The organism is Nonomuraea sp. NPDC049400, from assembly GCF_044466425.1.
GTDB lineage: Bacteria > Actinomycetota > Actinomycetes > Streptosporangiales > Streptosporangiaceae > Nonomuraea.
On sequence record NZ_JBITMP010000036.1, the window covers coordinates 96,110 to 117,731 of the forward strand.

Sequence of the window (21,622 nt, forward strand, 5' to 3'; positions counted from 1 at the left end):
TTCATAGTCTGGATACGGCACGGACCGGTGGGCAGCTGTATCTTCTCGGAGAAGACAGGGAGCGATGAGCCCATCGGAACGATTGTGTCTGACCGGAAGAGACTTCAAGCCAGAGAGCAGGCCCATGAACGCGGGCTGTACCCAGCGCCGCTCAACGAGGGCCGATCGCGGAACATGCAGGCCAACCGCCGGGCGAACACCAAGCCGGAGGTAGTGCTGCGCAGCGCGCTGCACCGGCTGGGGTATCGATACCGTAAGGATCTTCGCCTCGATCTTGGGAAGCTGAAGGTCCGTCCGGACATCGTCTTCACGGCGCGGAAGGTTGCTGTCTTCGTGGACGGCTGTTTCTGGCACGTCTGCCCGGAGCACGGTCGGCAACCCACGACGAATGAGTGGTACTGGACGCCCAAGCTTCGCCGGAACATGGAACGCGACCAGGCGGTTAACGAGGCGCTGAGATCTGCTGGATGGCGAGTTGTCCGCCTCTGGGAGCACGAAGCGCTGACCGCCGCCGTTGAGGCGGTGATCGCTGCACTCGAACCCAGTCCCGAACATGCGAGCGACTCTAGCGCCACTGGCTGACAATTTCCCGAGGTTGGGAAGGTGTATGCGGACAGCGTGAAGGTAAAGCTTCCCGGAAGCCAGGCCGATCATGCCGATGCCGCGAACCGGTGCTCGAGCCATGCTTGTACGGCTTCTGCGTCTCCGTACCCATGACGCCGGAGGACATCGACGATGTCGCGGGCACAGATCATGACGATGGGATGCGCATCGCCGCGAACTTCCTTATAGACCTGGCTGTTGAAGTGCGAGGTTGTCACGAACACGCCGAACTGGCGGTGTCGGATCCTGGAGATCAGCCGGGCCACGTCCTCGACGCTCACGGAGTTGCTCGGGGCATAGCACTTAGCTTCGAGAGCGAACTCGACGGCTACCCGATCGCTCTCAGGCCCCAGAAGATACTCGCCAACAGCATCGCGACCGCCATCGCGGCTATGCCGGGTGACCTCACAGGCGCCCGTCGAAGGGGCTAGCATCCGCCAGATTTCGACGGCGCAGGCTTCGAAGTCATGGGGACGGCCGGCAAAGTGTCTGTGGATGGCTTCCACCATCAGCTTGCCACCCGCGTCCGGTTGCTGCTCCGCCGTACTCCGAATGATCGTGGTGGACGGCGCGAGGAGCGTTTGGTAGGTGCGGGCTTCAACCCAATTACGCCATGGCGGAGGACAGTTCGGGCCGAGTGGGTCTCCGCTGACGAGATCCGTGATCCACGCTCGCGGGATCTTCGGGACGTCGAGAACCGTGAACCGTGCACGGTAGTTCTGGAACCGAATGCCGCGGGTCGAACGCCAGATCGCTTGCAGCTCATCGTCGGACGTCAGTGCGGCGCCGCCCGGCGCAAGAAGGCCACGGAATCGGATATCACGGCCAGCAGGGGCTGCCTTCTCGAACAGGAAGAATGGTGGCACATGCACTCGAGCGTCGCTGTGGCTCCAATTGAAGGCATCGCGGAGCAGGAGATTGCCGCGACGCGAAGTCTTGTGGAGTTCCGTGCCAGGACGACGGTTGTCTCCGTAGAAGGTGAAGAGGCCGGTCTGAGCGTCTAGTTCGTCCGGCCAGTCAGGCTCGGCGCCTGTGGTGAAGAGGACCGCGAATCGGACGCTTTGTCGCGTGGGGGAACCGTTGCAACGGAAACCGCCCCGGTTGCCGACTCCAGGGAGGAGCCGGGCCAAGGGATCGTCGGACGTGTTGCCCGCACTGCCGCCCGCAAAGACGGCATCCACCACGAGATCAGCCGTCGCCAGATCAGCAAACGGCACTGTCTGATCTTCATCGCCCACACGGGAAGATTACTCAATATGCCCGGATTCGCGGTATTAGAGGGTGTTGTGTGAGTTGATGTCCATGATGTCGCAGTGTGATCGAGTGGATTTGTAGCGTTACCGCCGGTTGGTGGGCTCGGATGTGCTGGGATGGCCGGGTGAGTGAGCGCAAGCCGTACCCGAGCGACTTATCCGACGAGCAATGGGCGTTGATCGAGCCGATCATCACGGCGTGGAAGGCCACGCATCGCTCTGTCAGCGGCCACCAGGGCAAATACGAGATGCGCGAGATCGTGAACGCGATCCTCTACCAGGGGCGGACCGGCGTCCAGTGGGACTACCTGCCACACGACCTGCCGCCCGGCAGCGCGACCTACTACTACTTCGCCAAGTGGCGTGACGACGGCACCGCCCAGAAGATCCATGACCTGCTGCGCTGGCACATGCGGGAGCAGAAGGGACGATTAGCCGATCCGAGTCTGGTGGTGCTGGACACCCAGAGTGTCCACGTCGCGGCCGGGGTCCCCGCCACCACGACGGGCAGGGACGCGGCCAAGAAGGTGCCGGGCCGCAAGAGAGGGCTGGCCGTGGACGTGTTCGGCCTGGTCATCGCGGTGGTGGTGCTGGCCGCCTCCGCGCACGAGAACACTGCCGGGACCGCTCTGCTGGACCGCGTCGCAGCCCAGACCTCCGGCACGGTGACCAAAGCCCTGGTCGATCAGGGGTTCAAGAACACGGTCGTCGACCATGGGGCCGGGCTCGGGATCGACGTGGAGATCGTCGAACGCAACCCCGCCGACCAGGGGTTCGTCCCCCAGCCGAAACGATGGATCGTCGAGCAGACGTACGGCACCTTGATGCTGCACCGGCGCCTGGTCCGCGACTATGAACACCTGCCGGCCAGCTCCGAATCACGGGTGTACTGGGCGATGAGCGACGTGATGTCCCGCCGGTTGACCCGCGCCCCCGCACCGTCGTGGCGGTCGACATGACCAGGTCAGATGCACAGGAACCGGACCCCGACACGTGGCTGTTGAACAAGATCGACGCCCGCGAGCGCGCCCTGACCGGCCAGATCGAGCAGACCCAGGCGGAGATTGACGCCATGGCCGCGCACCTCGGCGAACTGCACGAAGCGATCGAGCACCTGCGGATCACCCGTAAGACCCTGCTGTCCCTCGCCGACGAATCCGGACCCGAGCCGGCCCCACCGCCTCCCGTGGTCCCGGACCACCCCGCCTACCGGCAGATTCTGGACGCCTTCGCCGACCTCGGCCGCCCACTACGAGCTCGTGACCTCTGCGAGGCGCTGGACCTGCCCATCGTGAAGAAGAACACCGAGAACATCCGCGCCAAGCTCAAGCGCCTGGTCAACCAGGGCATTCTCGTCGAGACCGAGCCAGGATTGTTCGCTCAGCCACGCCCCCGGCCCAGCTGATGACGCTCTGACCAGCCCGCCTTCCCAAGGCAAAGGACGAAAGGGGCATCAACTCGCGCAACGCCCACTTAGAGCCCGCTTGCCCGCAACATCGGGTGGCCCGCCGCTCCTCTGAAGAGCTACTCCTGCGCTGAGGGGGATCGCTTGATCTCTGGCAGGGTAGGAGCGGGTTCTACTGGATCATCAGGTCCTGCGACTACCCATCGCTTCCCTTCGAGAAGGATGTACGGCAGGTCGCCATGCTCGGGGCCGCGCTCCGCGAGCCGGACACTGATGGACTCACCCGCGCCAGGGACTGGAATCCCAAGCTGACGAGCAAGGTCCCTGTGGCTGTCATACTGGCCGAAGATCACGATGCCCTCAGGCTGGAGCCTGGAGCGAGCGCCGCCATTTCCGCGGATCCGCTTCATGTAGTCTTCTTGCTGCGCCACGGTTGCCACAGCCGTCCTGCTGACCAGCCGACCCTGTGCTCTGCGAAAGAGTTCGTCTACGCGTTTGCTCCCATGACCTTTGCACTTGTGTCCCGCAGGCCCACAGGCGAAGACAGCAGCAACATCTTCCTCTGGTATGCGGAGCAGCACATTCTCCGGGAGTGGGGCGTTCCGGAACAGCCAGCGAATGGTCTTCTTGCCTTCCTTTGTCAGGCGGCGCTTGAGATCACGGTTTCCCTTGGCCGACGTCAGAAGGCGCGGATGCGCACGAACCAGGCCCGCAGACCATTGACCAAGCTGATCATTCCCCCAGAGACCTAAGAGTAATTGCCCGACTGCCTCCGGCGGGATCATCCAATCCCCGAGATCCTGGGAGTACTTACAGTCCACCTCAACTCCGACGATCGAGTAGTCCAGTAGGTGACCATCGTCGAAGTCGAACTCCCGCTGAAGGTTGATCTCGACCAGAGTCCCGCAGTGGGTCTTCTCAGTCTTGTGCAACTGCTCCCAGCGGAAACGGCCGGTGTGCTGACCATCCAGGAGCATGTCGAACGTCCTCCGGAGTGACTTTGCGATTCTCGCGCCATCCTCGTCGAGGCCCATGAGATGGGAGAAGACCGCTTCCAGCTCCGAGTCGTTCACAGGCTGGGTGACGTCGCTGCTGATGCTCAACTGCCGCTCCCTAGCACGATGCCGAGCTGCTTCTTGAGGGCGTCCCGATGCGCGGCGGGAAGCTGGCGGTAACGCGCCCACATCAGTTCGGTTTCCGTCGCGGCCCTTCGATCGGCCACCATCCAGGTCAACAGCTTCGTCTTTTCCCTTCTGGGCAGTTCCTGTATACGGTCCCATATCTGCTCGGCGGAGAGCTGGGCTCCCGTCAGGTGCCTGGCGGTCTCGTTGCATCGCGCGCACTCCGTAACAAGATCCTCGAGCCGGGCAGCCGAACCGTGCTTGTGTGGCGTGATGTGCCCAAGGGTGAGCCTTGCGTGGCTGCCGGAATCGTCGGGGTATTCCTCGCCGGCGCTTATGCCGCAGCGGACACAGCGATGGTTGTCCCGCTCCATGACCTCGCGGCGAAGCTTGCCGCTGATCGTTCGCAGCCCAACCGAGCGCTGCCCAGGCTCCCAAATGTGGGTACCGACCTTCTCGAGGTACAGCTCATCTGGGCCCAGGCTGGCCATGTCGCGGTAGGTCTTGATGACCCAGCCGGCCGGCCGGAGGTCTCGCATCCGCCGGTCCACCTGCTCAATGCCGGGGATTGCTTTCCTCAGCTGCTGCTTGTTGAACCGGTTTCCTTCGCCAACTTCACTATGTAGCCATAGGGCAACGCGAATCCGCGTTCCCAGCTTGTCGTTCGTCCAGACGACGTCTACCAAGAGGCCCTCGCTCCCGGTCATGGATCGCAATGAGGCCAACTCCCCATCAAGATCTCTCCTCTCGAGACTAGCCTCTGCGGCAGGATCCGGCAAGTTGTCGGCAGATAACGGCATCTAGCTAGGTAGATCCAGCCATGCCCGCTTTGATTCCATATTTGTCGGTGGCGCCGCGTATCTTCGCCTATAGAACGGTTCGATGTCCCTGCAGGCCGCAACCCTCGGATGGGGCCACTGTGATCTTTCGCACCACCGCTCAAGATGTGCTCGACCTGTTCAACGTGACCAGCCTCACCGAGGCCGTACTCCAACGATGGCTTGACGACCCAGCCAAGAAGGACACGGTCGTCCCACAGGTGCTCGCACATCAAACCTCCACCATCTACCGTCTGACTCCTGAAGATGTGGAGCGCGTCTGCATGTCGACCGAGCATGCCCTCGGCGAGGTGAAGCGCGCCACGGCTGAGAGCGTCAAGGCGATCGTCGACTGGCATCCGGACTTCGCTTTCACCCATACTTTCCATCTCGCAGTGGAGTCATTGGAAACGCTGCCCACCTGGCAGCAGTTCCGGGCGTTCGTCCATGACGATCCTCGGGGAAACGAGATGCTGTGGCGTCCCGCTCAGGACAAGATCACCCAGGTATCGTCAGCGCCGGGCGGGCCCAGCAGGGCTGTAGCCACAGATTCCATGCGCTGGAGGGTTGGGAACGCCTACTACTCCTTCCTCCGGGAGATCTTCGTGGTCGTGCATCTCCGCAACGCCGGGCTCGACGTACGGATGCACCCGCTCGCGGACGCGCTTTTTCGAGTCGACTTCTGGTGCGGTCGTACGGTATGTAGCCTGCTTGTGAAGAACGCTAAGTTCCACAAGGACGGTCAGGGACGCAAGATTCCAACGAGCGAACTTCTGGCCGACGCTGTTCCGCCCTTTCACTTCCACCCGATTCAACTGGAACGGGCGTCTAGGTTCGGAGTGGTGCATCTCCCAAGCCTGGAGCAGGTCCGCGTCGCAGCGAGCCGTTTGCGCACGGCCCTCCATGCCTCCGCAGCTTCCTGAGTACGCCATGCGCAGAGACTCGTCCGGGGACTGATTGACGGGAGCCCTCCGGCGGCACCAAGGTCTTTACAGCAGGGGTGGAGCGGGCTGAACGGGATCCTCCTCCTGGGCGACAACCCATTGTTCGCCGCGAATCTCCACCCAGGGTGCCTCATGGTGGTGCGGCGCGCGGCGCGCGAGCCGGATACTCATGAGTTCGCCCTGGCTGGGCACTGGGAGCGCCAGGGCCTCGGCGATCTGGCAATGCTCACGGTGGTTGCCGAGGATGACGATGCCTTCGAGGCCAAGTGGGCCGCGGACATCTCTGACGCGTCTCGTCCCTAACTCCGTCATGGCGACGGTGGCCACGGCGGTACTGCTGACGATCCGGCCTTGCGCCCGCAAAAACAGCTCTCTAAGGCGTTGGTGGACGCTGCCCGCACGGAAGATCGCGTCGATGTCCTCGGAGGGAAGACTGAGTAGCACGTTTCGGGGGAGCGGAGCGTGGTCGTGGATCCAGCGGATGGCGGCGTGCCCGAGCTTGTTGAGCCGACGTCTTCCATCCCGGTTGCCTCCCTTCGCAAGGAAGCGGGGCTGGACGCGGAGCACGCCCATGCCCCAGACAGAGCCTTCGTCATTCGCCCAGAGCAGCACGCGCACGCCGCCGATCCGGCTCGGCGCGAACATCCAGCCCCCGCTGCTGGTGCTGAACGAGCAGCCCACCTCCACCCCGTCGATCTCGTAATCCTGATCCACGCCGTCAGGCAGGCCGAACTCACGGCCTAACCACATCGCCACCCAGCTCGCCATGCCGGTCTTCTCGGTTTTCGTAAGCTGATCCCATCGGAAGCGGCCAGTGCGCACGCCATCGAGCACCTGGTCGAACGACCGCCTCAACACCCCGGCGACACGGTCCCCCACGGGATCGAGCTCGGAGAGCGTACTAAAGACGCTCTCAAGTTCCGGGTCGAGCTCGCCAGACGGGAGCCTGCGATCTCCATCGCGGGCCGGGACTCGGCGGGCGACGCCCGAGCGCCTGACCCGGTTGGCCTGCTCGATGACCTCCTCTGCCCAGGCGATGTCGCCGTTCCTGGCCATCCTGTCCGCGAGCACCGCCACCTCGTTCAGCGCGGCGTCGCGCTCGACGGCGCCTCCCCAGGCCGCCTGGAGGAAGGCCAGCTGGGTCAGAGCTTGTGCCAGGACGAGCAGTTGGGGGCCGGCCTGTTCCTCCAGAAGGATCCGCAGCCGCTCGACGCCCTGTCGGCACACCGCGATGGCCGCCTCGAGGTCACCCGCCCGCTCGTGAGCTAACACGAGCGCGGTGCGTGACGCCACCGTGTCTGGATGGTCCGCGCCCAACAGATCTTCCCTGGTCGCCAGCACGTCTTGGAAGAGCGTGATCGCTTCTGGCAGCAGGCCGACCCGCTGGTAGACGTCCGCGAGATTGTGCAGCGAGATGAGAGTATCCGGGTGTTTCTCCCCCAGTGTTAGCGTCCTGCGGTCTACCACCAGACGGTGCAGGTCGACGGCCTCGTCCTCCCGATCGAGCCGCGCGTAGGCCAATGCGAGGTTGTCCAGCGTGATGAGCGTGGTCTGATGGCTCTCCCCGATCGCTCTGGCGCCGGTCTCCGCCGCCGTCTCCAGCAGCGTCACGGCCTCGTCCGCTCGATCGACGCTGAGATAGGAGAGCGCGAGATTGTTGTACGCCATGAGCGTCTTGGCATCGTCGAGGCCATGCGTTCGCTGCCGATCGGTCAGCAGTTGTTCCTGCAGGTCGATGGCGTCCCAGTAGCGCTCGGCGCCGAGATACGCCAACGCCAGGCCGTCTCTGGCGTCCTGCGTGTCGGGGTGGTCGGAGCCCAGCGTGCGGAGCCTGGCGTCTCGGACCTCTTCGTGCAGGTTGATGGCCTGGTCGTGGCGGCCGGTCATTTCGTAGGCAGTCGCCAGGTGGCTGCGGACGCGGGTCAGTCCCGGATGGTCCTGCGGCAGCAGGGGCGTCGCGTGTTCCAAGACTTGTTGCGCGATGGAGATCGCGCCAGAGAAGTCCCTGACTGTGTTGAGCAAGCCCAGCGCATGGCCGTGCAGGTCGAGGATGTCTGACAGTGCGGTGTGGAGGCGGTGCGGCTCGTTGTCGCGGTCGGCCAGCCGGATCGTGTGCTCCAGAAGGGCCGTCGCGTGATCAATGAGTACATTCAGGAATTCCAGGTCCCGCCACGCGTCCGCCGCCTCGATGCCGTAGATCAGCTCGCAGCGGCGGATGGCGTTCGCCAGCGCGTCCCAGATCCTTCTCCCGGCTCGGTCCCGTACGGCTTCCTGGATGATGTCGTGAATAAATACGACCCATCCGTCCCTGAAGCCAACCAGAGCGGATTCGGTCAGGGCTTCGAGCACGGCCCGCTCTCCCTCGGCCGAAAACATCCTGACCGAGATGCCCCGCGGGTCGAGCAGAGCCAGCTCCTCCAGCAGCCGGACCTGCTCCCTGGGCAGCTTGTCGAGCAGGAGGTCGAAGAGGTGGGACCCTGAGGAGCCCAGCCCCTGGGCTGCCCATCTTTCCAGAGCCTCGAGCCCGTTGGGAAAATGGCGAATGACCGACTCGACCCCTAGCGACAGGATGGCCGGCACTCGTCCCAGCATGGGCAGGAGGATCTCCGCGTGCTCCTCGCCGACGGTCTCGCGGAGGTAGGACAGCGCCTCCTGATCGGTGAACCTGGTGACCTCGATCAAGTGGCCTAGGGCGTCGAACTGTCGGTCCCGGGTGGTTAAGATCACCTTGTCCGTCTGGTAGGACCGCAGTGTCCTGGCCACCAGTTCAGGGTTCGCCGCGTCGTCCAGAATGAGCAGATGCCGACGGAGTGAGGGGTTCCCGCGCTCGGCGGTGAGGGGTGGATCCTCGTGATCTTCCGGCGGGCCGAGCGCGGTGGCCATGGCGTTCAGCCCGTCCAGCAAGTGGTGGATGGTGGCCGCGTTCACCCAGAAGACCGGCGTTCCGGCGGCGGCGTGGTCGCGTGCGCACGCGGCCGCGAGTTGGCTTTTTCCCGTGCCAGAACCTCCGCGGAGGATCACCGTCCCTGAGCCGAGTTGCTCCTCGATCAACGCCCGTAGGTGCGCCCTCGGCTGGAACGCCCGCGCCATCTCCGGCACCGGTCCGGAGAGCAGGGCCGCCTCTGAACCGGACACCGGTCCAGAGCTCAAGGGCCCTCCTATTAGATCGGGCGCGAGCTCCAGGCCGAAGAACGACGCGGCGCGCGCGCTGATGACGGCGTAGGGCGGCGACCCTTCGCCCAGCGCCACGTTTCCCCGGCCCGGCTCCACTCGCAGGAGCGAGGTGAAACCGGCTGCGCCCGACCTCAGCCCGGCCTCGATCTCTGCCGAGATTTCCGCTGTGACGGTGTGTTCCTGCAGCATGTCGATGGCGTGCCAGGCGGCCGAGTTCGTCAGCGTCTCCAGCAGTGCCTCCTGGGCTCCGGGCACGAACGTGTACAGCCCCTGGCCCGTATCGTCAGGCCTCAGCAAACCGCTTAGGATGAGCTCCGCCAAATGGGCGGGCCGGGAGCCCGGGATCAACCGGCGCAGCACGATCTTCATGATCGGCAACCACGGGGTGGTGAGCGCGACGTATCCGGCCAGCCTGTAAGCCTGCGGAGAGGCGATCGCCCGGAACCGGGCCACCCGATCCTCGACGGGCAGCGCGTGCTCGTCCTCGACCCACACCTCCCGCGGTGGTGACGCGCCAGTCAGGCAGGCGACGGCCGCGGGGACGCCGTCGCCGGCTGTTCCCGCGACTAGATGGGACCAATTCCTGAGCCAGTTCGGGGCGATCTCCATCACAGGCACGGGCAGCGCGCCGCCCGGTACGTCGTCGGCGCCATCGACCGGGGACCAGCGCAACATCCCGTTCGGCGCGTACGGTCGGGACGAAGTCGCCAGCGCGGCCGCCGTGGTGATCGCGGTGCGGTACCACATACGTTCGGGGAGCGGTTGCAGGATGGCGGTCGGCCCGTGCGCTGCCCACCGATGCAGCACCCGCCCGGCCCGGCCGTCCCACCAGTGAGGCCCAGCGCAGTCGCTCAGCACCAGCACAGCCCGGCGGCCCGACGGGTCTACCAACATGCCGGGACTCGTGATGGCGCCGGAGTCGAGCGCGGGTCCGACGAAGAGTTCGTCGCGGGACGGCACGAGGTTCCAGAGCCGTACGTCCCTGAACGCGCCCACGCGGGCGAACAGCTCAGCCAGCTCGTGGGCGAGCGGTTGCCACATCGGCATGGATGCGCTCGCGTCAAAAACGAGGGCGAGCTCCAGCCGGCGTTCCCACCCGGGCGCGAGCACCGGAGCCCAGCGACGTCTGCCTCGGGGCTGCTCGGCGATGTGGGCGGCGGTGGCCTCCTCATCCAGGATCTCTGGACGGCCCGTGGGCACCTTACGTTTGAGCGGCCGCAGCGCCCGGGACAGGTCGAGCGGCCTGCTCAGCATGGGGGCGCCCGGTGTCAGCACGGCCACCGCGTTTCCACCCCGCTCGCTTCGCTGCGGTACGTGCAGTTCCCGGCTGGCACGCCGTCCGGCCACCGAGCGCCCAACGGCGGGGCCGTCGGCCGTGCCGCGTGCCGCATGATCGGGGGAGGCCACTCGAGCAGCGGCGGGCGGGGGCGCCGGCGGCGAGGAGGCTGCAGCGGCATCGCCGGCCGCCGTGTGACAGGCCAGCCACAGCGTCTCGGCGAGCTCCCGGGGGGTCAGGTCCGCGCCGAGCTCGCCGAGGATTGCGTGGAAGCGGTCAATCGACATCGCTCGGCTCGGCCATCCCATCCTCGCTCCGGCCCAGATACGGCATGATCTTGTCGGCGAGCATGACGCGGTCCTCCGCGGTCGCGGCGGCGTGATGGATCAGATGGACGGCGTTGAGCAGTTGGTCGGTGGCTAGTTCGCCCGCGTTCTTTCGGGCGAGAAAACGCTCGATCAGGTCCTCACTCTGGTCGGCCAGCTCGCCGAGGTGTGCGCGGACGATCTCCGTGAGCGTGTCCCGGTCCGGCTGCGGCAGCCGGGCGACCATGCATCGGCGCAGGAACGCCGGGGGAAACTCGCGCTCACCGTTGCTGGTCATGATGACGAGTGGGAACGCGTTGCACCGCACTAGCCCGCTGGTCACGGTCGCGCGCTCCACGCTGTCTGCCGTCATGACATTCACTTCGGGCCGGGCCAGCCGGGCCAGCTCGGGGATCTCGTACTCGCCCTTCTCGAAGATCGTGAGCAGGTCGTTGGGCAGATCGATGTCGCTCTTGTCGATCTCATCAATGAGTAAGACCCGCGGCCGTGCGGACGGAAGAAGCGCGGTGCCCAACGGACCAAGGCGGATGTACCGCCCGATGTCCTCTTCGGATTCCATCGTGCTGCCGTCGTGGCTGCCGACTTGGTAGAGCCGGGTGAGAGGATCGTACTGATACAGGCCGTCGCGCAGCGTTGTCCGGCTGGTGATCGGCCAGTGCAGCACCGGGCCGAGTCTGAGCTCGTGGGCGACGGAGTAGGCCAAGCTGGACTTCCCCGTTCCTGGACGGCCCGTCACCAGCAGCGGGCGGCGCAGGTAGAGTGCCGCGTTCACCTGTTCGATGGCCTCGGGCGCCGGGCGGTAGCTCTGCGCTTGATGCGTGGCGGTCGGCTCGCTCGGAGCGGACGGCACCAAGGGGCTGCCATCGAAGGTCCGCCAGGGAGGCGGCGGAGGCAGCCGGTCGATGCCGTCGTGCGGTGGCCGGTTCCCTGTGTAGATCAGCCAGTCGGTCATCGTCCCTCTCACCGTGCCATCGCCAGCGGCGGGTCCGCCAAGCGCTGCGGATCGTCCCAGAAGAGTGCGATCTTCCTGTCCCCAGCCGCGTCCCCGGATCGGAGCCGCCGGACATGCCGGGGTAAGTCGTCTGGGTGAATCTCACTGATTATCCGGACCACGTCCTCCAGGAAGAGCTCCTCTGCGCAGGCTCCGTGCTCATGGCCGGTGCAGGACCCGCGGGACCAGACCATGACGGGGACGCCGTACTTGAGCGCCATCATGCGCAGCGGCTTGTGCAGAGCGGCGTGCACGATCACCGAGCGTTCGTCGCGCGCCATCCATCTCCTGAGCGCCCCATTGTCGCGCGCGTCGCGGCAGCCGACGAGATCAGGTTGCAGCGCCCCGACCTTGCGCAGCCTGGACCAGCGGGTTAGCGCCATGGCCCGCCGCGGCCCCGGCCGCAGGCGCTTGACGTCCCGGACGACCACGGGGTAGAGCAGGCCGAGTGGCTCGCGGTCATCCGGGTCGCTGCCCCACTCCTCGACGGGCTTGTCCAGCCAGGTCTCCGGCAGCACGAACTCGACGAGGAACTCCTGTCCCTCCACACACCCGAGGAAGGCCGGGAGCTCCTGCTCCACCAGGGCGCGTACCCGCCTAGTGGGCACCCGCTCGTGGTGCCGGAACAGCGGGCGTACCCCTGCACCCCAGGTCGAAAACGTGACCTGGTTCCCTCCTCCGCCGCTCGCCTCGATCTTGATGATGATCGACGGAGGTCCAGTGGCCGTGTGCCTGCTTGGGGGGCGTGCTAAAACTCGCCTGCGCCAGGCCAGCAGACGCTCGAACGCGTGCTGCCTGGGCAGGTGAGCGGCCATCGAGTCGAGCAGTGCCGCCAGTTCTTCGCCCTGCCGCCAGTCGCCATCCGCCGGATGTTCCTCCACGACGAACCGGACAGCATCCCACGCTGAGCCAAACTCCTTGTCGAGCGGACGCCCGGCAAAGGCGCTGAGGTAGGCGCGTGCGGCGGCCTCTGGCGCCACCAGCTCTCGCACCAGTCGGCGCAGCTCACGCCAGTCCTCCTGGGTCGCCCATGCGGGCGCGAGCCAGTCGTCGAGATCCTCCCAGTGCTCGCGGAGCGCCCGGCAGGAAAGCATCAATCCGGTACGGCGCGAGGGGTCCTGGTCCGCGTCGGTCACCATGCCGACCACCAGGCCGGAGCGAGGCGAGTAGACGGCGGCGCCGCTGAAGCCCCGCTCCAGTCGCTCGCCGTGCCCCGTGACGCTGGTGAGCTGCGTCCACTCACCCAACAGTGAGTGCGTCCAGTCCGCTGTCACTGTCGCGATTGACCCCGTCACCTCATTGCCCTTGCGGAACCCGTATGCCTTCAGCTCCCCGGCTCCGGCCACGCGCAACTGGTCCGGCCTGGCCAGCACGGCGGGTTCGATGTCGACGGGCCCATCGAGCCGCAGGACGGCGACATCCCCGTGGTCGTGCGGCTTGGCCCAGGGGCCACGGTGCACGACGGAGGCCGACAGACCGGCGTGCCTGCCGGCGGTTGCGGGGAAGGAGACCACGGCCTGCTCCATCCCCGGGACGACGTGAGCACAGGTCACGACATGGCGCTCGTCCAGGAGGAAACCTGCGCCCAGCTGTTTTCCCGCCCGGATCTGGGCCTGCCACCGCGGCTCACCCATGGTCAGCCACGGGACCAGGTCAGCTTGACCTTCAAGTGCGCCTCCCCTGCCGTCTTGGCGATGATGGCCCCGGCGGCGGCGTTGAACTTCACCCCGAACTCGATCTCCACCTCGTCGGGGTTCAGCGCCTTGTCCCTGAAAGTGCGCAAGGCTGAGGCCGCTGCGGTGCGGACGTTCTGCAAGGCGTCCTCGAAACGATCCTTCACCTCATAGACGATGCCGTCGGGGGAGACGGACGCCGACTGGAAGCCACCTGCATCCTCGTCGGCGACCTCCACCACAACCGAACCCTCTTCCAACTCCCACCGCAGTAGCTCGCTCATGTCGATTCCCCACGCCGATTCCGTTCACCGCCGGGCTTAATGTAACAAGATCGGCTGGTAGGAGAGGGATATCCGCCGAGGAATGATTGACCGTTCCATTGCCTGACCCTGTTTCCCGACGGCATGTTGCGTCACGCCTCAGGGGCTGTGCCTGCCGAAAAGGGGAGTGTCAACTTAACGGCTCTGTCCCGTAATCGGTGGTAGCGCTGAGCGATCACCCGCCAGGCTGGGTCGGCTCAAGATCGACGATCTTGCGGATGTGGTGTTTGCAGAGCTGTCTGCTGGTCATCGAGGATGTAGGGACGAGGACGACCTCATTCGGGTCATGCCCCGTACTCGCGACAAGCCGGTACTGTGCCCGGTGTGCGGGGCACTGACCGGTCGGGTGCACGGCTACGGCAGCCGGGCGGTCACGGATGTCCCGGTCGGCGGGCGGCGGGTGGTGGTGTCGGTACAGGTACGGCGTCTGCTCTGCCCGGCGTGGGGATGCACGCGGCAGACGTTTCGCGGGCAGGTTCCGGGCTGCTCGAGCGCTACCAGCGTCGAACCAGCAGGCTCACCGGCCAATTGGGCGCAGTGGTCAAAGAGCTGGCGAGCCGGGCGGGGGCTCAGCTCTCGGCGGTCCTGGCCTTTGCGGTCTCGACATCCACGGCACTGCGACTACTCATACGGCTGCCGCTGCCATCGCTGCCGATCCCGCGCGTGCTGCGTGTCGATGGCTTCACTCTCAAGAGCCTGTGCTGTGCCAAAAAGGCGGATACGGTTGCTGAGCTGGGCGTTTGCCGGCGATCAGGCTGCTCTGCGGTACTCGTTGATCAGTCCAGTGACGGTGCGCCTGCCGAAAATTACGTCCGCCCAGGTCACGCCCTTTGCTAGGGCTACGTGCGGCATGCACGAGTTCCGGCGATCAGGAGAGGGAGGCGGGGTGCGGCATGATGATCGGCCGTGCTCCTTCGCCTGGCCTACCTCACCGTCACGAACGCTTGGTTACGTCCCGTCGAGTGGTGTAGAACCGGCCTCGAACGGCGCGTCGCCTTCAACGACAGCGGGCCATCGCGTGAGTCTCTGTGTGAAACCGCCAAGTGACACGCAGAGGAGAAACACACGATGGCCCTGGACCAGTCTGCCCTGTTAGAGGTGCTGAAGGTACTCAAGACCTCCGAGGCGAGCGAACGGATCCGGCAAGCAGCTGAGACCATCTACCAAGCTCTCATCGAGGCGGAGCTGACCGCAGTGATCGGCGCTGCACCCAACGAGGCCCCTTCTCCCCCTGATCATCCTGACCGAGGAGGCGGGATCGGCTGGTCGGGCACCAGCCCCGCCAGCGTGGTCCGGATGGCGGCCCGGCTTACCCCCCGTGCCTACGCGCGAGAGCCGCGATCGAGGCGCCCCTGGCCTAAATGATCCACGGGACACCCTAGGACAGCGTCCATTCGCCTTTCTGATCAGCGAACCCACTGTTCAACGCGAACTGGAGCTTGGCCAACTTCGCCCCCTCAGGCACCTCGAACACGATCATCCCCTTGCGGGAATCCCCCGTGTTGATCGTCACCATGCCGCTAAGCGACTGCCCCTCACGCACGTCATGGAACGACGAACGATACTGCTGACCCTCACCATCAATCAGCAGAGCACCGTTCGTCGGAGCATCGCTGTACACCGCCCGGCCTACGTTCGCGAGCGTCACCTGCACCGCAACGATCTTGCTACCGGTCTTCGGCTTCATGAAGTCCTGAGCAGGGTTGGCGGGGTTCACCAGTTGGTTCACTGTGACCGATACCTGCAGCCCCGGGTCGCTCCCCTGAAGGGTGATCGAGCCGCCGACCGTTGCCGTGGATGACTCCTGCTTTGGCTGCTCCTGCGGCTGCTGCTGGGCGGGTTCCGTTGCGGGTGGCTGGTTCTCCTCTGGCTGCTTGGATGGCATCCTGGCGACCGGCGAGTCGGCCTCGGTCACCACCCTGTCCTTGCTGCTGTCAAACAGGGCTAATCCGACGGCGGCACAGCCCCCAAGGAGAAGCAGGGGAATGCCGACCGCCAGGAGGATGATCAGGCCAGTGTTGCGTCGCGGCGGCTGGGGTGCCGGGCTGGTGGGCGGCTGGTATCCGTACCCGTGCGTCGGTTGGGGGCCGCTGTAGCCGTAGGGCTGGGGCGGCTGCTGGCCGTACGGGTCTTGCGGCTGGGACGGGTAGCCCATGTTGCGTCTCCTGAGACGTAGGGAAGGCGCTGTGGGACGTTCCAAGGATGCCGCTGGGTGACAAGAATCGCCTGTCCACATTCGGACACCTTGTCGTGTCGCCCGCCGTGTCGAGGGTGCTCCAGCGGGCGGCACCCACCCTTAACAACATCAGTTGGAAGGCGGTGGCCACCTGGCCGTGTTCGTGGTCACCGTGGACCAGGCGCCGACCTCGTCTCGGAGTCGCCCCAAAACCCGCATGATCAGCTAATCTGAACTGCACAGGCCTGTGGTCCCGTTTCTCACACGAAGAAGACCCCAACCGGATCACCGACCGGTTGGGGCTTTCTTGCTGCGAGCTGTACCCGTGGCCCGCAGCGGACGCCATGCCATGGCGGGGCTATTCCGATTCCCTTGCCAGGCCCCCTATCGAAGTACCTGCGCTCACCGCACGGAGCAGTTCTGCCAACAGCGCACGCTCCGCGTCAGTCAGTTCTTGGCGGCTCTTATTTAGCGACTCAGCCGCCCGAAAGTCCAGTCCGTGGCCCACAGGGACACACCTCCACTCCTTGAGCCGGAGACTCGCTAGATTCCCTCTGACGTCTAGGACGAACCCAATGAATGGTGTTGCTGCCCTCAAAAGACATTCAATGGCAGCATTATGCACCCGGTTCGGGTGGGGTTACGCTCAAGCGCCTATCGGCCGCTGCTGGTCCCGCAGTGCCCGCCTCCTCTACTGCAGTGGGAGGGGCAGCGCCTCTTTCTCACCATCCGATGTACCATTTCACATGTGATACCGATGGCCTGCCGAACGCCAAGGAACGGCGACGCGAGAAGCGGGCAGTAGGCCGCTGACGCGTTCGCAGTCAGACATGATGGCATCACGCTGGGTGTTGCCGATACGTGTCCAGCCTACCTACGCAAACCGCAGTCGAACACCAAAGGAAAGGAGCGTTTAGCAAAGCCTTAGTATGCCAATCCGCGAGTTTCTGCCAGCGGATATTTTAGACCGCCCAAAAAGCATCACTGGCGCCTAAACTGGCATCCAGTTGCAAACAAAGTAATGCAAGAACCGTATTTAGCGCGCGTCAATACGGTTGATATCCTGTGAGTATGTTCGATGTCCCGAAGCTCGAGACCTCTAAGGTTGCCAGGCCAATGCGCCTCAAGTCTTTCGGTCCGCGCGTGCATCAGATCATGGCGACGCTGCTGTCAGTGATGATGGGCCTAACGATCTTGGTGATCGTGCTGGCTATCATAGACCTGGCCAAAGGTGCCCCCACTAATCCAGTGAAGTGGTGGCTGGTCGGGCCTGCGGCCCTTCTAATAGTGATATTGGCCGCGATCGCGACACGACAGCACCACAAGAAGGTTCAACGCAGAGAAACGGCACTCCAGGCGCTTCACGATGCCGAAGAGAGATTGGCAGAAAGGCAGCACCTCAAACTTGTGGAGCTGTGGACAATAACGCAATCACGACTGAACTATTACCACGAGCTTGCCACTGCTCATGCACAGCAAAGTTTCCACAACGCTCAGCTCGCGATGGGTGCAGGATTCCTCCTACTGCTGGTGTTTGCCGTGCTGGGAGTAAACGCCTCGAATCCTCGTGCGACACTTGTCGCCGGGGTGCTGGGCGTAATTTCGGCGGCGCTTGCAGGCTACATTGGCCGCACCTTCATCCGCTCTCAAGAGAGTGCATCCGGCCATCTGCACACGTATTTCGACCAGCCGGTAAAATTTTCTCGCTATCTCGCCGCCGAACGGCTTATCGAGGCGATGAGTGGGCTTGGACCCGAGCAGCGTGACGCGATTAGCGGTGAACTCCTGCGTACCATCATCGCGCCTGATCTAGCACCCTCAGGCGCGTCGAGGGAGCCAGACAACGGTAGCCGTCGCCGATGGTTTGGTCTATTTGCGAGGCGTCGGTGAGAGGTCGCCCATCCACTTGCCTTCGCGTCTTCCAAGAACGACCTTGTTGCGCGATCCTAAGTAGAGGAGATTCGTCTCTACCTAGGATCGCGTCCGGCTCCCGCTCTGGTCTCAAGGTCTTGCCACAGGAGCCGGGCCGTATGAGGGGCTAGAAGATCGGGTACCCGACCTGCTGCATGCCGTACAGTTCAACCACCTGGGCCACGGCAAGCGCATGCCGATGGTGCTCGTACCAGCCCCAGCCGACGAACACGTTCTTCTCCGTGCGGACCATCTTCTGGGCGATCCCTGTCCGGTACATGTCGGCGAGCACTCCGACGCTCTTGAAGGCGGCCACGGTGTAGACGCTGAAGTCCTCTTTGAGCTGGGGGCATTCCTCCAGCGCCAGGGGGATGCAGGTCGAGCACGTCGGCGGGGCGTTGGTCCGTCCGCTGTCCAGGCCAGTGCGCTCGAACACCGTCTTCGTCAAAGCCCACGAGATCAGGCCCGTCTCCGGATCTGTGGCCGCTTCGCCGCACACCTGGCATAGCCGCTTGTCCATGCACCGCCACTGACGGCGGGTGTTGAGCTTCCGCATCCGCTCGGGGCCGCGCTTGTCAGGCTTGTCCCGCAGGTCACGCACTCGGGCGCGCAAGATACCTGCCGCCCATGACGGCGTCGCCGGGCCCTTCACCCAGTCGCCAGGCTTGGATGGCTGGTAAGCGAGCCGAAGTCGGCCGCCGTGCGAGTCGAACCCCAGCGGGTCCTCCAGCAGCTCGTTCGCGTAGGCGATCGTGTAGGGGACGGTGGTGTATCCGCTCATGCCACCTCTCCCTCGTCGACCATAGTCATGGCGAGGTTGAGCAGCCCCGCGTTCTCCTGGAGCAGCGAACGATGGCTCGCCGGCCACGAGTCGTGCCGGCACACCACACAGGCGCGGAATGGAGGGTCCGGTCTGGCGCGAGCCGCCGGACGTGCCATCCCGGATGGGCACGCGCCAGCAGGCCGCACATGTACTCCGCGTTCTCCGGAACGTCGTAGTAGGCGCGCATCTCGTCCTCGTTCACGAGAGGCACCCCCATCCATAGAGGAGGCGCACCCGGGGAGCTTCAACCCGCTCCAGGAGCTCAAAGCTCACGGCGGTGATGACATGACCACTGGCCTTATGGATAGCGGCCCAGGTGCCGTCCAGCAGCTGCGTAACCTCGCGGAACTCCGGGATTTCGGCCTGCCGACGCCGCGTCACGTCGCCGCCGACATGTCTGCTCGTGGCGCCCGACGCGGGCGGTGGTGTAGGGGGTTCGGACCCGTGACTGTCCATGACCTGGACGTTAGGGAGCGCGCCATCGCCGATGCCATGGAGGTTTCGCAAAGTTTCTTGACTGCTTGGTGATGTTGCGCAATGTTCCTAAAGTGAGTCGGCAGAAACTCGTAGATGAGGCTTCGCCTCGGGGGAACCTTGAGAGATCAGCCACCCCCAGTGGAAGGGAAAGGCCATGGCGCGACGACTGCGCTTCAACGGCACAAACTCCGGCGTCAACGGATGCCCTGCCATTCATGAAGATCTCGTCACGGGGGAGATCATCGTGCACGGCCCGCCACTCACCGACCGCGGGGACATCGCTCAGCTTCGGCATCTGAGTCAGGGCGAAACGGCCATCGTGGTTCCGCGGGAACTGCTCGTGGACTTCGGCCCGAAGGAGGTCACTCGCTTGCCGCACATCATCACGCTGGACGAATTCGATCGGCTCTTCACTCAGTTCGAGCACACGGCATGGCGCCTGGAGACCCGGAGTCGCTACGCCTCCGACGAGCTCACGGACACCTACGCCCAGTTCACGCGAGGCGAGCCCGTGAACTGGGACGGGGCCGACGCGGCATGGTGCGCCGAACGCCGCGAACAGACCGCTCTGGGTAAGCGGTTCGAGCGGGTCCGCATCGTCGATGATCCGCCTACCACGGGGCAGCTCTACCTGCTCGACAACGCGCGTCGCAACAGTGCTGTGGGCGAGAGGGTCTTCAATCTCTGGCGAATGGATGCCGACCGGCTCGGCCTGCCCGCCGAAGACTTCTGGATCTTCGATTCACGGCTGGTAGCACTACTCAACTTCGACGACGCCGACGATCTGGTCAACGTCGAGCTGATCACGGAGCCGGCGGCAGTGCTGCGGTACTCCATGGCACGCGACGCAGCGATGCATCATGCCATCCCGTACGAGGAGTTCGCGGCGCAGCTGACCGCGAAGGAGTAGATAAGGTGCGCACCGGTGAGCACGGATTACCAGCAAGCACGGGAAGCGCTTGGAGCGCGCCTGCGCGACCTTCGGCTCTCAGCTCCTGGAGGTCGGCTCACCGGTGCACAGCTCGCCGAGAAATATGGGTGGAACAAGTCCAAGGTCAGCAAGCTGGAAAACGGCAGGCAAACACCCACACCCGACGATCTACGCAAGTGGGTGGACGCGACCGGTCAGCCCGATGCGTACGACGAATTACTTGCGAGGCTCAGGGCCTTCGAGTCCCACATTCGATCATGGCGGCGCCAACTGGCCGCAGGCCATAAGCCGGTTCAAGACACCCATCTCAACGCGCACACGAACGCCTCTGTATTCCGCGGCTGGGAGTCGTCCATGATCTTTGGGATTCTCCAGACACCCGACTACGCTCGGTCGATCTTCACGAGATACGCCGAGCTCCAGCAGTCGCCGCGCGACGTTGAGGAGGCCGTACGGTCCCGCATCAAGCGGCAGGAGGCGCTGTACGACTCCTCGAAACGCTTCCACCTCATCATGTGGGAAGCTGCTCTTCGCGCCCTGATTTGCCCGCCTTCGGTGCTCGCTGCCCAGCTCGACCGACTCGCAGGAACGATCGGCATGGACACCGTCCAGCTTGGGATCGTCCCCCTGTCCGCGCTGCTCAAGATCCCTCCTGCAGCGGCCTTCTGGATCTACGACGATCGGCAGGTCATTGTGGAAACGTGGCATGCAGAACTATGGATCGACGACCAAGCCAGCGTGAACACGCACCTCCGCACCTGGAAGACATTGCAGGAGGCTGCGGTGTACGGCGCCGACGCCCACAACCTGATCCATGCCGCGCGGCGCGCACTCCCTCGACGCTGAAGGGGTCCCGATAGGTGTACCCGTTGTCGGGTGAGCGGGGTACGGTGGTCGAGTGATCGACTTCCTCAACGACAGCGAAGCCCCCGCGATGACGCCGGGTGAACCTGTCGCGGCGTCACCTCGCTGCCGGTGACGCGTAACTCCACCCGCTGACCAGCACGCACCCGGCGCGCCGGAACCGAATACAGGCTGCCTTCGAAGGAGACCAGGCAGTCCTTGCCGACGCGGCGCAGATGCCGTTCGGCCACCAGATACGCGCTGGCCGGCAGCGGGGCGAGGGCGGCGTGGTCACGGGCAGCGCGCTGGCCGATGAGCTCGCCGTGGGTGCGGTGGACCGTGGCGCGGCGGATCGGCACCCACGCGGCGAAGGCGGCATCCAACTCAGCGATCGAGGAGAAGCTGCGCCCGGCCAGGACATGATCGCGCACGATGTCCACCTGCCGTTCGACGCGGCCCTTGGATTACGCCGTCGATTACACCCGATGGCGACGATCAGTACCGACGCGTTCGGGTGACCCACCCGTTTCATCCGCTGTCCGGGCGCGACTTCG

At 64.8% G+C, this 21,622-nt stretch carries 17 protein-coding genes and 2 pseudogenes; 9 read left to right on the top strand and 10 right to left on the bottom strand.

The window, feature by feature from the left end:
- Positions 1-27 precede the first annotated feature (27 nt).
- Positions 28-582 (top strand): very short patch repair endonuclease, encoded by a 555-nt coding sequence (locus tag ACIBVN_RS41055; RefSeq protein ID WP_397145697.1) that lies wholly within the window; start codon positions 28-30, stop codon positions 580-582.
- A 68-nt stretch (positions 583-650) separates the two neighbouring features.
- Here ACIBVN_RS41055 and ACIBVN_RS41060 read toward each other — a convergent pair whose 3' ends face one another.
- Positions 651-1,841 carry a restriction endonuclease gene (locus ACIBVN_RS41060; RefSeq protein ID WP_397145698.1) on the bottom strand — a complete coding sequence of 397 codons (1,191 nt, stop codon included), beginning with the start codon at positions 1,839-1,841 and terminating at the stop codon, positions 651-653.
- A gap of 140 nt (positions 1,842-1,981) precedes the next feature.
- Between ACIBVN_RS41060 and ACIBVN_RS41065 the strand changes: the two genes are divergently transcribed.
- Together ACIBVN_RS41065 and ACIBVN_RS41070 are read left to right on the top strand one after the other, a co-directional pair.
- Positions 1,982-2,815, top strand: coding sequence for an IS5 family transposase (locus ACIBVN_RS41065; protein ID WP_397145699.1), 834 nt, complete (start codon positions 1,982-1,984; stop codon positions 2,813-2,815).
- Positions 2,812-3,261 carry a hypothetical protein gene (locus ACIBVN_RS41070; RefSeq protein ID WP_397145700.1) on the top strand — a complete coding sequence of 150 codons (450 nt, stop codon included), beginning with the start codon at positions 2,812-2,814 and terminating at the stop codon, positions 3,259-3,261. The genes ACIBVN_RS41065 and ACIBVN_RS41070 overlap by 4 nt, the downstream gene beginning before the upstream one ends.
- 119 nt (positions 3,262-3,380) lie before the next feature.
- Here the strand turns inward: ACIBVN_RS41070 and ACIBVN_RS41075 are convergent, their stop codons facing one another.
- Together ACIBVN_RS41075 and ACIBVN_RS41080 are read right to left on the bottom strand one after the other, a co-directional pair.
- On the bottom strand, positions 3,381-4,364 hold the full coding sequence (locus tag ACIBVN_RS41075; RefSeq protein ID WP_397145701.1) for a NaeI family type II restriction endonuclease: 984 nt from the start codon (positions 4,362-4,364) through the stop codon (positions 3,381-3,383).
- Entirely contained in the window at positions 4,361-5,089 is a 729-nt protein-coding gene (locus ACIBVN_RS41080) for an HNH endonuclease (RefSeq protein ID WP_397145702.1), read from the bottom strand. Before ACIBVN_RS41080 ends, ACIBVN_RS41075 begins: the two co-directional genes overlap by 4 nt.
- A gap of 212 nt (positions 5,090-5,301) precedes the next feature.
- Here ACIBVN_RS41080 and ACIBVN_RS41085 point away from each other — a divergent pair, with 212 nt between their 5' ends.
- Positions 5,302-6,123 (top strand): hypothetical protein, encoded by an 822-nt coding sequence (locus ACIBVN_RS41085; RefSeq protein WP_397145703.1) that lies wholly within the window; start codon positions 5,302-5,304, stop codon positions 6,121-6,123.
- 66 nt (positions 6,124-6,189) lie between these two features.
- On the opposite strand, the gene ACIBVN_RS41090 is transcribed toward ACIBVN_RS41085, so the two are convergent.
- The 4 genes from ACIBVN_RS41090 to ACIBVN_RS41105 are packed head-to-tail and all read right to left on the bottom strand — an operon-like array spanning position 6,190 to position 13,868.
- Positions 6,190-10,881, bottom strand: a complete 4,692-nt coding sequence (locus ACIBVN_RS41090) for a NaeI family type II restriction endonuclease (protein WP_397145704.1) — start codon at positions 10,879-10,881, stop codon at positions 6,190-6,192.
- The gene (locus ACIBVN_RS41095) at positions 10,871-11,872 is read right to left on the bottom strand and encodes an AAA family ATPase (RefSeq protein WP_397145705.1); all 1,002 of its coding nucleotides are present in this window, start codon (positions 11,870-11,872) and stop codon (positions 10,871-10,873) included. The genes ACIBVN_RS41090 and ACIBVN_RS41095 overlap by 11 nt, the downstream gene beginning before the upstream one ends.
- 8 nt (positions 11,873-11,880) lie before the next feature.
- The gene (locus tag ACIBVN_RS41100) at positions 11,881-13,545 is read right to left on the bottom strand and encodes a trypsin-like peptidase domain-containing protein (protein WP_397145706.1); all 1,665 of its coding nucleotides are present in this window, start codon (positions 13,543-13,545) and stop codon (positions 11,881-11,883) included.
- Between the two features lie 2 nt (positions 13,546-13,547).
- On the bottom strand, positions 13,548-13,868 hold the full coding sequence (locus ACIBVN_RS41105) for a CU044_2847 family protein (RefSeq protein ID WP_397145707.1): 321 nt from the start codon (positions 13,866-13,868) through the stop codon (positions 13,548-13,550).
- 259 nt (positions 13,869-14,127) lie between these two features.
- On the opposite strand from ACIBVN_RS41105, the pseudogene ACIBVN_RS41110 reads away from it, so the two are divergent.
- A pseudogene (locus ACIBVN_RS41110) lies at positions 14,128-14,600 on the top strand (transposase family protein); the annotation flags it as partial.
- 375 nt (positions 14,601-14,975) lie between these two features.
- Positions 14,976-15,125, top strand: a pseudogene (locus ACIBVN_RS41115) (IS256 family transposase); the annotation flags it as partial.
- A gap of 160 nt (positions 15,126-15,285) precedes the next feature.
- On the opposite strand, the gene ACIBVN_RS41120 reads toward ACIBVN_RS41115, so the two are convergent.
- Entirely contained in the window at positions 15,286-16,062 is a 777-nt protein-coding gene (locus tag ACIBVN_RS41120) for a DUF4352 domain-containing protein (protein ID WP_397145708.1), read from the bottom strand.
- A gap of 1,092 nt (positions 16,063-17,154) precedes the next feature.
- On the opposite strand from ACIBVN_RS41120, the gene ACIBVN_RS41125 reads away from it, so the two are divergent.
- Positions 17,155-17,973: a hypothetical protein gene (locus ACIBVN_RS41125; RefSeq protein WP_397145709.1), complete on the top strand. Its 819-nt coding sequence runs from the start codon at positions 17,155-17,157 to the stop codon at positions 17,971-17,973.
- A gap of 148 nt (positions 17,974-18,121) precedes the next feature.
- Here the strand turns inward: ACIBVN_RS41125 and ACIBVN_RS41130 are convergent, their stop codons facing one another.
- On the bottom strand, positions 18,122-18,775 hold the full coding sequence (locus ACIBVN_RS41130; RefSeq protein WP_397145710.1) for a hypothetical protein: 654 nt from the start codon (positions 18,773-18,775) through the stop codon (positions 18,122-18,124).
- Between the two features lie 673 nt (positions 18,776-19,448).
- Here ACIBVN_RS41130 and ACIBVN_RS41135 point away from each other — a divergent pair.
- Together ACIBVN_RS41135 and ACIBVN_RS41140 are read left to right on the top strand one after the other, a co-directional pair.
- Entirely contained in the window at positions 19,449-20,204 is a 756-nt protein-coding gene (locus tag ACIBVN_RS41135; RefSeq protein ID WP_397145711.1) for a DUF6879 family protein, read from the top strand.
- A gap of 15 nt (positions 20,205-20,219) precedes the next feature.
- Complete coding sequence (locus ACIBVN_RS41140) at positions 20,220-21,071, top strand: helix-turn-helix domain-containing protein (RefSeq protein ID WP_397145712.1); 852 nt, start codon at positions 20,220-20,222, stop codon at positions 21,069-21,071.
- A 65-nt stretch (positions 21,072-21,136) separates the two neighbouring features.
- Here ACIBVN_RS41140 and ACIBVN_RS41145 read toward each other — a convergent pair whose 3' ends face one another.
- Entirely contained in the window at positions 21,137-21,508 is a 372-nt protein-coding gene (locus tag ACIBVN_RS41145; RefSeq protein WP_397145713.1) for a Mu transposase domain-containing protein, read from the bottom strand.
- Between the last annotated feature and the right edge of the window lie 114 nt (positions 21,509-21,622).

Bases quoted from the DNA above. Each gene is read 5' to 3' on its own strand.
- ACIBVN_RS41130 (WP_397145710.1), bottom strand. From the start codon at position 18,775: ATGAGCGGATACACCACCGTCCCCTACACGATCGCCTACGCGAACGAG.
- ACIBVN_RS41135 (WP_397145711.1), top strand. From the start codon at position 19,449: ATGGCGCGACGACTGCGCTTCAACGGCACAAACTCCGGCGTCAACGGA.
- ACIBVN_RS41120 (WP_397145708.1), bottom strand. From the start codon at position 16,062: ATGGGCTACCCGTCCCAGCCGCAAGACCCGTACGGCCAGCAGCCGCCC.
- ACIBVN_RS41100 (WP_397145706.1), bottom strand. From the start codon at position 13,545: ATGGGTGAGCCGCGGTGGCAGGCCCAGATCCGGGCGGGAAAACAGCTG.
- ACIBVN_RS41125 (WP_397145709.1), top strand. From the start codon at position 17,155: ATGTTCGATGTCCCGAAGCTCGAGACCTCTAAGGTTGCCAGGCCAATG.
- ACIBVN_RS41070 (WP_397145700.1), top strand. From the start codon at position 2,812: ATGACCAGGTCAGATGCACAGGAACCGGACCCCGACACGTGGCTGTTG.
- ACIBVN_RS41090 (WP_397145704.1), bottom strand. From the start codon at position 10,881: ATGTCGATTGACCGCTTCCACGCAATCCTCGGCGAGCTCGGCGCGGAC.
- ACIBVN_RS41095 (WP_397145705.1), bottom strand. From the start codon at position 11,872: ATGACCGACTGGCTGATCTACACAGGGAACCGGCCACCGCACGACGGC.
- ACIBVN_RS41080 (WP_397145702.1), bottom strand. From the start codon at position 5,089: ATGACCGGGAGCGAGGGCCTCTTGGTAGACGTCGTCTGGACGAACGAC.
- ACIBVN_RS41105 (WP_397145707.1), bottom strand. From the start codon at position 13,868: ATGAGCGAGCTACTGCGGTGGGAGTTGGAAGAGGGTTCGGTTGTGGTG.